Here is an 11,642-nt window from a genome sequence, read left to right on the forward strand (position 1 = left end):
TCGGGCCGGGAAAGTTCTAATACACCGCAGCCGAACCCGCTCGCGCTGCGGTGGCTTCCCTACCTGAGGGTGACCAGCGCCGCCGGATCCTCGTCCGGCAGTTCGCCGTCGACGACGGCGGTGACGTTAAGGTGCGTCAGCGAGAGGCTGCCGCCCACCGTCGACAGGAATGCGGTGTCCGAGGAATCCCGGCCAGCGGTGATCCGTAGCATGCTCTCTCGCGGTGCCAGCCCTGTGGGGTCGATGACGTACCAGGCGCCGTTGATGTGGGCCTCCGCCACAGCGTGGAAGTCCATGGGGCTCAGTCCCGGGGCGTACACCGCAGCCAGCCGGGCGGGAACATTCTTGGCGCGCAGCAGTGAGATTGCCAGGTGGGCGAAGTCCCGGCAGACGCCGCGGCGGTGCAGCAGGGTCTCGACGGCCCCGTCGGTCCCCCGGGACGATCCGCTGATGTAGCGCAGCTCGCTGAACACCCAGTTGCGCACCGCGTGCACCAGCTCGGTACCCTGCACGCCGCCGAATTCCGCGTAGGCCGTCGGCAGAAGCCGGTCGGACTCGGCATATCGGCTCGGCCGGACGTAGCGGATGAGTTCCATCAGCCGGGGTTCCTCCGGCAGGGCGAAGCCGGTGACGGTGGCCGTGTACTCCACGAGCACCTCGGTGGGATCGGCGAGTTCCATGTAGTGGAAGCGCCCGCCGTGGTGGTCCGAGAGCTCGGTGAGCGGGACATCCTCGCCGCCGGAGGTCACGGACAGGGACTCCACGAACCCGCTGTAACCGGTATTGCGCGCCACGGACACCGCCAGTGCAACCTTCGTGTCGGCCACGGTCTTGAAGGCCATGCGGGCGGCTACAGAGCGTTCCATGTATCTCCGGGGTGTGAGGGTTACGGCGGGTGCAGTCACCGCTTCCGGCCCGGTTGTGTGCGGGCGGTGCGGGACTAGTTTTTGATCTCCAGAGACATTAGCATCCGCTGGACGTTGGCGAATTCCGAGCCTTCGTTGACGTATTTGGCGGCCTGGTCGAGGGTGTCAAAAGCCCGGGCCGGGGCGACCTTCTCATCCGTGGCGAACGCCTTCAGCTCTGTCAGGTCGGCGAAGGAGTAGTCCCCCTTGCCCTCGGGACCGCGGACCAGGTTCTGCAGCAGGCAGGACTTTCCCTCCGTGCCGCCGACGACGTTGGTGATGCCGTAGGAGCCGAAGTACTTGTAGCCCTGGATCACCCGGTACACCACCCGCGGGTCGATGGTGCCCTCGCCGCCGCGGCGCGGCAGGTCCACCGGGACACTGCTGACGACGACGTACGGTTTCGCGGCGTCGTCCGCACACGCCGGGGCGGGCCGGGGCGGGAGGCCGGTCTGCAGGGTGGCGAGGTAGCCGCCCTTGGCGTCCTTGACCTCGATTTTGAGGGCGCCGGGCAGGGTTCCCTGCTCCGGGGTCACCGACTGGGCGATCCACTCCTGCGGGAGCTCGAAGCTGACGGTCTTCGCCGGATCGGTGAAGACCTTCCAGGCCGCCGCCGTCGAGCCGGGTTCCGCCGCGCCGGGTTCCGCCGCGCCGGAGGCGGTGGATCCCGGGGACGCGCCCGGCGTCGTGCTGCCCGCGGACGGATCGGTCGGGGACGCTGTCCCGGAGGCGCTGGTGCCCGGGGTGCCGCCGGCCGTCCAGGCGGGGGCGCCCTTGCCTTCGCTGCTGCAGCCGGAGAGAGCGGCGCCCGCGAGCGCCACGGCAGCGGCGATGCGGACGCAGCGTGCCGAGGTCCGCCGGAAGGTATCCGTCCCAGTCATGGTGCCAGCGTAACGGGACATCGTGCCGCTCAGAGCTCCCGGATCAGCGTTTCGTGGAAGCTGACCCCGCGTCCCGGCGTCTCCAGCGTAATCTTCCCGTCGACGGCGTGGATGGACGCCCGTGCCCCGCGCCCGGAGGCGCGGTTCGCCGCAGGGAAAGCGGGATACGCTGGGGACATGGCGGATCAGGATTTTGGCTCGACGGATTTCGGGGCCCAGGACAGCGTGGCGGACATCTCCGCCGTCGACATTGCGGACTGGCGGCTCCGGACCTTTGCGCTGTACGCCAACGTGCGGAAGATCGCGGCCGAGGATCCTGCCGAGGCGCATTCCTACTGGCGCCAGGAGCGGGACAGGATGTTCGGCACGCACCCCGCGTCGCCGCTCACAGCGGCCGCCAAGTCCAGCTTCGGCGGGCTGAAGACGGCCGATTACGATCCGATCTACCGCTTCCACATTCCGCTCACGAACGAGGGCGCCGGGCGGGAAATGAACGTCGAAACCGGCACCGACGGCCTGGTCCGGTTTGTCCGGCTGGGCACCTTCGACCTGCCGGAACTGGGCCAGCTCGCCGTGTGGAAGCTCAACGGCTACGGCGGCGGCATCTTTGTGCCGTTCCGTGATGCCACAGCCGGGCAGCCCGGCGGCAGCTACGGGGCGGGCCGCTACCTGCTCGACACGATTAAGGGCGCCTTCCACGGCGTGCAGGGGTCCGGCCCGGAGGCCGAGTTCGTCGTCGACTTCAACTTCGCCTACAACCCGTCCTGCGCCTACAACGAGGCGTGGGCATGCCCCCTCGCCGGCCCCTCCAACCGCCTGGCCGTGGAGATCCCTGTCGGCGAGCTGTACTGAGCGGATGGATGCCCAGCTCGAGCAGCTCGCCGCTGCCCCCGCTCCTGCCTCTGCCACCGCCACTGGCGTGTCGTCATCCCGCCGACACCGCGGCGTCCTCCGCTTCCCGCTGGTCCGGCAGCTGCTGCGGTTCACCGCCGTCGGTGTTGTCTGCACGGCCACATCGCTGGCGCTGTATGCCTTCCTCCGTCCGCACCTCGGCTCGCAGCCGGCCAATGCGACGGCGCTCATCCTCACGTCACTGATGAACACGGCCCTGAACCGCCGGCTGACCTTCAAAATCACCGAACGCCACCGGATGAAGCGGGACCATCTCAACGGCCTGATCGTGATCCTGGTGGCGCTGCTGATCACCGGCGGAAGCCTCGGCGTCCTGCACTGGATCAACCCCGCGGCCACGGTCACCGACGAGCTGTGGACCACCACGCTCTCCGGCTTCGCGGCCACAGCCGTGCGCTTCACCCTGCTGCGGCACTGGATCTTCCGCCGCGCCCGGCACCGCTGACCCCGCGGTTGCCCTGTCAGATAACGTCTCTCTGAGGGCCCCAGAACAGCATTAAGTGACAGGGCAACCCGGGGTCAGGGGGCGCCGAGGGCCTGGACGCTGCCGACGGCGGTGCGGACCGCCGCCGCCGCCTCCTGCAGCTCCGCCGCCGTGATGGTGGAGTCGAAGCTGAAACGGACCGCGGTCTGGGCAACCTCGGCGTCGATGCCCATCGCCCGCAGCACCGGGGACGGCTCGTCCGAACCCGCCGCGCAGGCCGAGCCGCTGGAGCAGATGACCCCCAGCCGTTCGAGCTCCAGCAACACGGATTCGCCGCTGGTCCCCGGGAAGCAGAAGGAGGCGACCGAGGGCAGCCGCTCGCTCGGATGGCCGGTGAGGACCGAGCCCGGAACCCGGGCCCGCACCGAATGGATGAAGTCATCGCGCAGGGCCGCGACGTGGGCCGCTCGGTCCCCCTGTGAGTTCCGGGTAAGGGTGAGCGCCGTCGCGAGGGCCACGGCCCCGGCCACATTTTCGGTCCCCGACCGGCGCCCGCGTTCCTGCCCGCCACCGTGGATCACCGGTTCCAGCCGGATCCGGCCGCGCACGAACAGGGCCCCGCTGCCTTTCGGTGCCCCCAGCTTGTGTCCGGAGATGCTCAGGGCGTCCACGCCCAGTGCTGCGGTGTCGAGCGGGAGCCAGCCGGCGGCCTGGACGGCGTCGGTGTGGAAGGGGATTCCCTGCGCCCGGGCCAGCGCGGCCAGCCCGGCGATCGGCTGCACGGTGCCCACCTCATTGTTGGCGTACATGATGCTGACCAGGGCGGTCTCCGGCCGGAGCACGGCGGCGAGGGCCTCCCCGGTGACGCGGCCGTGGGCATCCACCGGCACCACGTCGACGGCGAAGCCGTGCACACGCTCCAGGTAGCGGGCCGACTCCTCCACTGCGGGATGTTCGACGGCGCTGATCACCACGCGGTCCAGCCGCGGGTCGCCCGCCCGTCGGGCCAGGGCGATGCCTTTGACGGCCAGGTTGTCCGCCTCCGTGCCCCCGGAGGTGAAGACCACTTCGCCCGGGCGGCAGCCCAGCGCCCGGGCCGTCGCTGTCCGTGCCCCGGCGAGCGCCGTGGCTGCCGCGTCACCGAGCGAGTGGTGGCTGGAGGGGTTCCCGAACTCCCCCGACAGGAACGGCCACATGGCTTCGAGCACCTCGCGGCGGACCGGGGTGGTGGCCGCGGCGTCGAGGAAGATCATGGCGCCGCCTGGCCGGCTGTCTGTTCGGGCGCCTGTTCACTCTCCTGGATGCCGGATTCACGGCCCTGTCCGGTGCCGAGGCCCAGCTCAATGTCGAGTCCCAGGTCCAAGGCGGCGACACTGTGCGTGAGTCCGCCGATCGAGATGACGTCAACGCCGGTGGCGGCGATGCCGGCAACAGTAGCCAGGTTGACGTTGCCGCTGGCCTCGACCCGGGCGCGGCCGGCCACCAGCGCCACCCCGGCCGCGAGGTCCGCCAGCGTGAAGTTGTCCAGCATGATGGTGTCGACCCCGGCCGCCAGCACCGGTCCGATCTGGTCCATGCTGTCCACTTCCACCTCAAAGTGGGTGGTGTGCCCCAGACGCGCTTTGGCCTCCCGCAGCACGGCAGTCAGCTTCGACGGGTCTCCCCCGGTCAGGACGGCCAGGTGGTTGTCCTTGGCCAGCACGGCGTCGGAGAGTCCAAAGCGGTGGTTGGCTCCGCCGCCGCAGCGGACGGCGTACCGTTCCAGCACGCGCAGCCCCGGCGTCGTCTTGCGGGTGTCAGTGATACGCGCCCCGGTGCCCTCCACCAGGGCGACAAACTCCGCCGTCTTCGTGGCGATGGCGCTCATCCGCTGGACGAGGTTCAGGGCCACCCGTTCGGCGAGCAGCACGGCGCGGGCGTTCGCGCGGACCCTCGCGAGCACGGTGCCGGCGGCAAACGCGGCGCCGTCGGCCACCAGGAGTTCGACGGCGGCGTCCGGGTCCGTGAGCTTCATCGCCGCCGCGAACACCTCCCCGCCGCTGAGCACGCCGGGCACGCGGGCAGCCAGGACCGCCGTCGCGCGCGCGTCCGCCGGGATGAGTGTCTGCGAGGTGATGTCACCGTACGGGGCATCCTCCAGCAGGGCCGCCCGCAGCACAGCGTCGACGGCTGCTGCGGGGAGGGTTCCGGCGAGCGCCGTCGCCGGGAGGGCGGCCGGGCGGGCTGCGGCGGGTGCTGTCATGACGGGATCCTTTGTTTCGGACGTGATGCTTTGGCATGCCGGTGGCCGTGTGCGCCGGCCGGCGGGTTGGAGCGGGCGGGGGCTGCGAGCAGGGCGGGCGCGGCGGCTGTCGCGTCGGCCCTGTAGTGGGCGCCGACGGAGCCGGTCCGCTGCCGGGCGGCCGCCACCAGGAGTTGCGCGGCGAGCAGCAGGTTCCGGTCCTCGTGCTCCCGCGGGTCCACTGCGTCCGTCGGGCTTTCGGGACGGACGACCGCGGCCCACGAAGTCAGCACGTACTCCGCCTCCCGCAGTTGCTCCCCGCTGCGCAGGACCCCGGCGTCCGCAGTCATCAACCGCCGCAGGGCCTCGCGGGAAAATGGCCCGGGACCAGCCTCAGTTTTCGCAACACCAACCTCGGGGGCCGCCGGTAGAGTTCCTTTCCCCCCGAAGTCGCGCGGCAGCGCTGCGGAAGCGTGCGTCAAGGGGAGGCCGCCCGCGGCCGTGGGCCCACACGATCCGGGTTCCCTGGCCGAGCTTGCGAGGCTAGGGCGATCGTGGGGAGCACGCGGAGCAGTGCCGTCGTGCGACGTGCCATCAAGCGGGGCCGGAGTGCCGTCGTGCGACGTGCCATCATGCGGGGCCGGAGTGCCGTCGTGCGACGGGTCGTCACCGAGGATTGCCTCCACCGCCCGGCGGCCGAAGACCAGCCCTTCCAGGAGTGAATTGCTCGCCAGCCGGTTCGCGCCCTGTGCGCCGGTACACGCGACTTCACCGGCCGCGAACAGTCCCGGCACCGACGTGCGCCCCCAGAGGTCGGTGGACACACCCCCCATCCAGTAGTGCGCCGCCGGGGACACCGGGAGCGTCTGCGTGGTCCAGTCGTAGCCGGCGGCGCGGGTGGCCGCGGTGATGGTGGGGAATCGCCGGGCCAGGAATCCCGGCCCGCGGGCGGCCTCGATCCCCCGGGCGTCCAGGAAAACGGGGCTGTCCGCCGGCGCACGGGTCGCGGCGAGGTGCAGGGCAATGCTGCGGGAGACAACGTCGCGCGGCGCAAGCTCGGCGTCCGGGTGGTAATCGGGCATAAAACGGTAGCCGGCGGCGTCCAGCAGGACGGCGCCTTCCCCGCGGACCGCCTCGGAAATGAGCAGCGCCGGCGGAGCACCGGGCACTTCGTCCGCCGCGAGCGTCGTCGGGTGGAACTGGAAGAATTCCAGGTCCCGGACCGCCGCCCCCGCCCGCCAGGCCAGGGCCAGGCCATCGGCAGTGGCGACGGAGGGGTTGCTGGTCCGGGCGAAAATCCGTCCGGCACCGCCGGTGGCCAGGAGCACCGCGTCGGCGTCCAAATGCCGGGGTTGCCCGTCGGCCAGGTAGGCGACGCCGGTGACCCGGGCGGCGCCTACCTGGCCCTCGCCGGGGTGTTCGGTGAGCAGGTCCGTGACGAAGGCTCCGGTCTCGACCCGCAGCCGGCCCCGGTCCATGTGGTCCAGGACGGCGCGGTCCAGGACGGCGGCGACGAGGGCGCGGGCGATGCACGCACCTGTCGCGTCGCCGCCGGCGTGCAGGATGCGGGCTGCCGAGTGTGCCGCCTCGAGGCCGAGCGCCGGGCCTCCGCCGGGTCCGGCGTCGAAGCGCACGCCGTAGCGGCCCAGGCCGGCGATGTCCCGGACGGCCTCGGTGCACAGGACACGGACGGCGTCCGGGTCATTGAGCCCGGCCCCGGCGGCGAGGGTGTCGGCGATGTGGGCCTCCACGGAATCTCCCGGTGCCGCTTCGCCCGGCGCGAGCACGGCCGAGACGCCGCCCTGGGCGTAGAAGGTATTGCTCTGCTCAAGGGTTCCCTTGCTCAGGAGCACCACCTCGCAGGCGGGCCCGCCGTCGAGGACGGCGTCAGCGGCGAGCAGCGCGGCGTACAGCCCGGCAATGCCGCTGCCCACCACCACCAAACGCGGCGGCCTGGTCACGGCCGTGCCGCCAGCATCCGTTCGAGGGCTACCCTTGCCGGGGCGGCGACGGCGTCCTCCACGGCGATGCGGTTGACCACCTCGCCCCGGACCAGCGCCTCCAGGACCCAGGCGAGGTAGCCGGGGTGGATGCGGTACATCGTGGAGCAGGGGCAGATCACCGGGTCCAGGCAGAAGATGGTGTGCTGCGGATTTTCCGCGGCCAGCCGGTTGACGAGGTTGATCTCGGTGCCGACGGCGAACGTGGTGGGCTCGGTCGCGGCGGCGATGGCCTTGCGGATGAAATCCGTGGAACCGGCGGAATCGGCGGCGTCCACCACTTCCATGGGGCATTCCGGGTGCACAATCACCTGGACGCCCGGGAACTCGGCGCGGGCCTTCTCGATCTGGCCCACGTTGAAGCGCTTGTGGACCGAGCAGAAACCGTGCCACAGGATCACGCGGGAGTCCGCGAGGGTCTGCTCGTTGTTGCCGCCGAGGTCCTTGCGCGGGTTCCACATCGGCATCTGTTCGAGCGGCACCCCCATGGCTTTGGCGGTGTTGCGGCCGAGGTGCTGGTCCGGGAAGAACAGCACGCGCTGGCCGCGCTCAAACGCCCATTCCAGGACCGTGGCGGCGTTGGAGGAGGTGCAGACGATGCCGCCGTGCTCGCCGCAGAAGCCCTTGAGCGCGGCGGAGGAGTTCATGTAGGTGACCGGGATGACCGGGACCCGGCCGTCGGCGTCGGGCTCGGTACCGAACAGTTCCTCGAGCTGTTCCCAGCATTCGGTCACGGAGTCGATGTCCGCCATGTCCGCCATCGAGCAGCCCGCGGCCAGGTTGGGCAGGATCACGGCCTGGTCCAGCCGGGACAGGATGTCCGCGGTCTCGGCCATGAAGTGCACTCCGCAGAAGATGATGGCCTCGGCGTCCGGGCGGGTCAGCGCGGCGTTGGCCAGCTGGAACGAGTCACCCACGAAATCGGCGTATTCCACCACCTCGTCACGCTGGTAGAAGTGGCCCAGCACCACGGCGCGGTCCCCGAGCGTTGCCTTGGCTGCCCGGATCCGCGTGTCGAGTTCGGCGTCGCTGGCACGCTTGTACTCCTCCGGCAGCTGTCCCTGACGCGGCGTCGACGCCGGGGCGTGGTCCGCGACGGAGGCGCCGGGTCCGTAGGCGGGCACACCGGCAAGGGCCTCGGCGAGGTCGAAGTCCCAGGGCCCGCGGGCGAGCGTCGGACTGCAGGTGGAGGCGGCTGCAGCAATGCCCTTGGCGCTGCTCGCGGCCTGTTCGCGCGTGATCAGCTGGATGGCCGTGTTGACGCTGCTCATGGTGTGCTCCTGTTGTCTGGGTCAAGGCCTGGGCGGCCGGTGAAGCGGTAGAGACGGGGCGGGCGGTGTTTGCCGCCCTGAAGGTACTGATCGGTTTCTTCGATTTCGGGCGTCGCCTTGACCTGCCGGCGGAAGTTGGCCGGGTCCAGCTCGCGGTCCAGGACGGCCTCGTAGACCTCCCGGACCTGGGCCAGGGTGAAGTACTCGCCGAGCAGGTGGTACGCGATGGAGCCGTAGGCCATCTTGTTGCGCAGCCGCCAGAGCGCGTAGTCGATGATCGCGTTGTGGTCGAAGGCCAGTTCGCCGAGCCGGTCCGCGCGGAACCAGCGGACGTTTTCGGATTCGTCCGCGAGCGCGGCCTCGGTGGGCTGCACCAGCGCCCAGTACACAATCGAGACGACGCGCTGGGTGGGCGAGCGGTGCAGGCCGCCGAAGGCGTACAGCTGTTCGAGATAGCTGGGCGCCAGGCCGGTGGTCTCCTGCAGGTTCCGCGAGGCGGCGTCCTGCAGCGACTCGGAGTGGGTCAGCGGCCCCCCGGGCAGGGCCCACAGCCCCTTGAAGGGTTCGCGGATCCGGCGCACCAGCGGGATCCAAAGGGTGGGGCGTCCGGAACGCTCGCTGGGGCGGAGGGCGAAGATCACCGTGGAGATGGCCAACGACGGCGGCGCGAGCTGGCGCTCGGCGACGTTGGCAGCTGTTGTGTAGATGGCGATTCACCCCGCATTTCCGGGCTCCGGGCGGTCGCTTGGGACGGCCCGGACGGTCCGGCCCGACCGCCGGAGTAGTTATAGTCAAATTGACTAGAACTAATTCTACGACGTTGGCCGCCGGGCGCAAAATGTTGCAGCTCACACTGTTCGCATGGGGTCGGGCCGCGGTGGAAGCCAGGCGGATCCGAGGCGCCGGCCGGGCCGGGGCGGGCGCGGCTCACCGTCCCGCGGCGGCGGCTTCCAGCAGCGGGAGGGTGCGGCCCTGGAAGTGGGTGTTCAGCACAATCACCGAGGACGAGCGCAACACCGTCCGGGTGGCGATCATGGCATCCAGCACGCGCTGCAGGTCCGGGTTGGAGCGGGCCGCGATGCGGGCCATCAGGTCCGAGCCCCCGGAGACGGTGTGGATTTCGATCAGTTCCGGGATCGCCGCGAGGGCCTCCACCACGGCGTCGTGCCCCAGGTCCTGGTTGATCGTCAGGGAGCAGAATGCAACGACGGGAAACCCGAAGTGGGCCGGATCCGGCTGCGGTACCCACGAGCCGATGACGCCGCTGTCCTGCATCCGGTCCAGCCGTGACTGCACGGTCGCGCGGGCCACCTTGAGCACACGCGAGGCCTCCAGCACCGAGGCCCGCGGTGAATCGGTGAAGAATCGGACAATTTTCGCATCCAGGGCATCAACGTCCATCGAATCCTCCTCCTGTGGACGCTTTCGTACCACAAATCATCATGGAAACGTCGCCGCCGACTAACAAACTGTCACCATGCTCTCACGCTCGGCGCTCGGATACTGCGCTCCGGAGCGGTAAATTCAATAGGTCCCATAAGGACCCAAGATCAAAACCACAAGAAGGTTCGCAAGCATGACAATGAAGTCCACCGCGGAGCGCCCCGGCCTGAAACTCGGCCACAGCATGAAGCCACGCCAACTCACCATGATGGGACTCGGCAGTGCCATCGGCGCCGGCCTGTTCCTGGGTTCGGGGGCCGGAGTCCAGGCCGCCGGCCCCGCCGTCCTCATCTCCTACCTCGTCGCCGGAACGCTGATCATCCTCGTGATGTGGGCCCTGGGCGAAATGGCAGCCGCCAACCCCAACAGCGGCGCATTTTCCGTTTACGCCGCCAAGGCCATGGGCAGGACTGCGGGAGCCACGGTCGGATGGCTCTGGTGGCTGCAGCTGGTGGTGGTGATCGCCGCCGAGGCCCTCGGCGCCGCCGCCCTGCTGTTCACGGTCTGGCCTGTCATTCCCGTCTGGGCCCTGTCACTGATCTTCATGGTCGTGTTCACCGTGATCAACCTCGCCGGGGTGAAGAACTTCGGCGAGTTCGAGTTCTGGTTCGCCATCCTCAAGGTGGCCGCGATCCTGCTGTTCCTGGGCATCGGTACCGCCCTGCTGCTGGGCTGGCTTCCGGCCGTCGAGTCCCCCGGCCTCACTAACTTCACCGCCGACTTCGCCCCCGCCGGCCTGGGCGGAATCGCCACCGCGCTCTTCGTAGTGATCTTCGCGTTCGGCGGCACCGAGATTGTCAGTGTTGCCGCCGCGGAGACCGAGAACCCGCAGCACAGCGTGGGCCAGGCGATCCGCACCGTCGTGTGGCGGATCCTGGTCTTCTACATCGGCTCCGTGTTCGTCATCGCCGCGGTCCTTCCCTACACGTCGGAAGAACTTGCCTCGCCGTTTGCCGGCGTCCTCAACGTGGCAGGCATCCCCGGCGCCGGTGCCGCCATCACGCTGGTGGCCGTCGTCGCGCTCCTCTCGGCCCTGAACGCAAACCTCTACGGCGCATCCCGGATGGTCTTCTCGCTGTCCGAACGCGGCGAGGCCCCCCGCTTCCTGTCAAAAATCAACAAGGCACGGGTGCCGATGCTCGCCGTCGGCGTTTCCGTGGCGTTCGGCTTCCTGGCCGCCGTGCTGGAACTGCTCTTCCCGGAGAAGATCCTCCCGGCATTGTTCCAGCTGGTCGGCTCGACCTGCCTGATGGTCTGGGGCTCCGCGCTGGTGTCCCAGCTGATCCTGCGCCGCCGCGCGGACCGCGACGGCACCGTCCTGCCGCTGCGAATGAAGGGTTTCCCGGGCCTGACGATCTTCGGCCTGGTGCTCCTGGCCCTGATCTTCGCCGTCGGCTTCAGCAGCCCGGAGAGCAGCAAGCAGCTGGTCAGCACCATCATCCTGGTCGCCGGCATCGCCGCGGCCTGCTGGATCGGTGCCCGGCTTACCCGCAACCGTAGCGCGGCACCGGCCGAGCAGACCGAACCCGCCGACGCCGGGAAGTAGCACTCCGGGCATTAGCCGGACCGGGCCCCACAACTGACC

Annotated in this window: 12 protein-coding genes; 3 read left to right on the forward strand and 9 right to left on the reverse strand. The window is 69.9% G+C overall.

Features of this window, described 5'->3' with window-relative positions; all coding sequences use genetic code 11:
- Positions 1-59 precede the first annotated feature (59 nt).
- From ABIC21_RS08850 to ABIC21_RS08860, 3 genes are all read right to left on the reverse strand, one after another.
- Positions 60-866 carry a transglutaminase-like domain-containing protein gene (locus ABIC21_RS08850; protein ID WP_354350030.1) on the reverse strand — a complete coding sequence of 269 codons (807 nt, stop codon included), beginning with the start codon at positions 864-866 and terminating at the stop codon, positions 60-62.
- A 74-nt stretch (positions 867-940) separates the two neighbouring features.
- Positions 941-1,786, reverse strand: coding sequence for a hypothetical protein (locus tag ABIC21_RS08855; RefSeq protein WP_354350031.1), 846 nt, complete (start codon positions 1,784-1,786; stop codon positions 941-943).
- A gap of 29 nt (positions 1,787-1,815) precedes the next feature.
- Positions 1,816-1,965 carry a hypothetical protein gene (locus tag ABIC21_RS08860; protein ID WP_354350032.1) on the reverse strand — a complete coding sequence of 50 codons (150 nt, stop codon included), beginning with the start codon at positions 1,963-1,965 and terminating at the stop codon, positions 1,816-1,818.
- Here ABIC21_RS08860 and ABIC21_RS08865 point away from each other — a divergent pair.
- Together ABIC21_RS08865 and ABIC21_RS08870 are read left to right on the forward strand one after the other, a co-directional pair.
- Positions 1,964-2,638 (forward strand): DUF1684 domain-containing protein, encoded by a 675-nt coding sequence (locus tag ABIC21_RS08865; RefSeq protein WP_354350033.1) that lies wholly within the window; start codon positions 1,964-1,966, stop codon positions 2,636-2,638. The genes ABIC21_RS08860 and ABIC21_RS08865 overlap by 2 nt on opposite strands.
- Positions 2,639-2,642: 4 nt before the next feature.
- On the forward strand, positions 2,643-3,143 hold the full coding sequence (locus ABIC21_RS08870) for a GtrA family protein (RefSeq protein ID WP_354350034.1): 501 nt from the start codon (positions 2,643-2,645) through the stop codon (positions 3,141-3,143).
- Positions 3,144-3,217: 74 nt separating this feature from the next.
- Here the strand turns inward: ABIC21_RS08870 and ABIC21_RS08875 are convergent, their stop codons facing one another.
- The 6 genes from ABIC21_RS08875 to ABIC21_RS08900 form a co-directional block, all read right to left on the reverse strand.
- Positions 3,218-4,375 carry a cysteine desulfurase family protein gene (locus ABIC21_RS08875; protein ID WP_354350035.1) on the reverse strand — a complete coding sequence of 386 codons (1,158 nt, stop codon included), beginning with the start codon at positions 4,373-4,375 and terminating at the stop codon, positions 3,218-3,220.
- Entirely contained in the window at positions 4,372-5,364 is a 993-nt protein-coding gene (gene nadC, locus ABIC21_RS08880; protein WP_354350036.1) for a carboxylating nicotinate-nucleotide diphosphorylase, read from the reverse strand. The genes ABIC21_RS08875 and nadC overlap by 4 nt, the downstream gene beginning before the upstream one ends.
- Positions 5,361-7,304: an L-aspartate oxidase gene (locus tag ABIC21_RS08885; RefSeq protein WP_354350037.1), complete on the reverse strand. Its 1,944-nt coding sequence runs from the start codon at positions 7,302-7,304 to the stop codon at positions 5,361-5,363. Before ABIC21_RS08885 ends, nadC begins: the two co-directional genes overlap by 4 nt.
- Positions 7,301-8,614 carry a quinolinate synthase NadA gene (gene nadA / locus ABIC21_RS08890; protein WP_354350038.1) on the reverse strand — a complete coding sequence of 438 codons (1,314 nt, stop codon included), beginning with the start codon at positions 8,612-8,614 and terminating at the stop codon, positions 7,301-7,303. Before nadA ends, ABIC21_RS08885 begins: the two co-directional genes overlap by 4 nt.
- Entirely contained in the window at positions 8,611-9,321 is a 711-nt protein-coding gene (locus tag ABIC21_RS08895; protein WP_354350165.1) for an NUDIX hydrolase, read from the reverse strand. The genes nadA and ABIC21_RS08895 overlap by 4 nt, the downstream gene beginning before the upstream one ends.
- A 220-nt stretch (positions 9,322-9,541) precedes the next feature.
- Positions 9,542-10,015, reverse strand: coding sequence for an Lrp/AsnC family transcriptional regulator (locus ABIC21_RS08900; RefSeq protein WP_354350039.1), 474 nt, complete (start codon positions 10,013-10,015; stop codon positions 9,542-9,544).
- Positions 10,016-10,190: 175 nt separating this feature from the next.
- Between ABIC21_RS08900 and ABIC21_RS08905 the strand changes: the two genes are divergently transcribed.
- Positions 10,191-11,603 carry an amino acid permease gene (locus tag ABIC21_RS08905; RefSeq protein ID WP_354350040.1) on the forward strand — a complete coding sequence of 471 codons (1,413 nt, stop codon included), beginning with the start codon at positions 10,191-10,193 and terminating at the stop codon, positions 11,601-11,603.
- Positions 11,604-11,642: the final 39 nt, after the last annotated feature.

It is taken from the genome of Pseudarthrobacter sp. PvP090 (genome assembly GCF_040547365.1).
In the GTDB taxonomy this organism is placed as follows: Bacteria; Actinomycetota; Actinomycetes; order Actinomycetales; family Micrococcaceae; genus Arthrobacter.

Coding starts and splice junctions, on each gene's coding strand:
- ABIC21_RS08850 (WP_354350030.1), bottom strand. CDS start 866: ATGGAACGCTCTGTAGCCGCCCGCATGGCCTTCAAGACCGTGGCCGAC.
- ABIC21_RS08855 (WP_354350031.1), bottom strand. CDS start 1,786: ATGACTGGGACGGATACCTTCCGGCGGACCTCGGCACGCTGCGTCCGC.
- ABIC21_RS08865 (WP_354350033.1), top strand. CDS start 1,964: ATGGCGGATCAGGATTTTGGCTCGACGGATTTCGGGGCCCAGGACAGC.
- ABIC21_RS08860 (WP_354350032.1), bottom strand. CDS start 1,965: ATGTCCCCAGCGTATCCCGCTTTCCCTGCGGCGAACCGCGCCTCCGGG.
- ABIC21_RS08870 (WP_354350034.1), top strand. CDS start 2,643: ATGGATGCCCAGCTCGAGCAGCTCGCCGCTGCCCCCGCTCCTGCCTCT.
- ABIC21_RS08875 (WP_354350035.1), bottom strand. CDS start 4,375: ATGATCTTCCTCGACGCCGCGGCCACCACCCCGGTCCGCCGCGAGGTG.
- nadC (WP_354350036.1), bottom strand. CDS start 5,364: ATGACAGCACCCGCCGCAGCCCGCCCGGCCGCCCTCCCGGCGACGGCG.
- nadA (WP_354350038.1), bottom strand. CDS start 8,614: ATGAGCAGCGTCAACACGGCCATCCAGCTGATCACGCGCGAACAGGCC.
- ABIC21_RS08900 (WP_354350039.1), bottom strand. CDS start 10,015: ATGGACGTTGATGCCCTGGATGCGAAAATTGTCCGATTCTTCACCGAT.
- ABIC21_RS08905 (WP_354350040.1), top strand. CDS start 10,191: ATGACAATGAAGTCCACCGCGGAGCGCCCCGGCCTGAAACTCGGCCAC.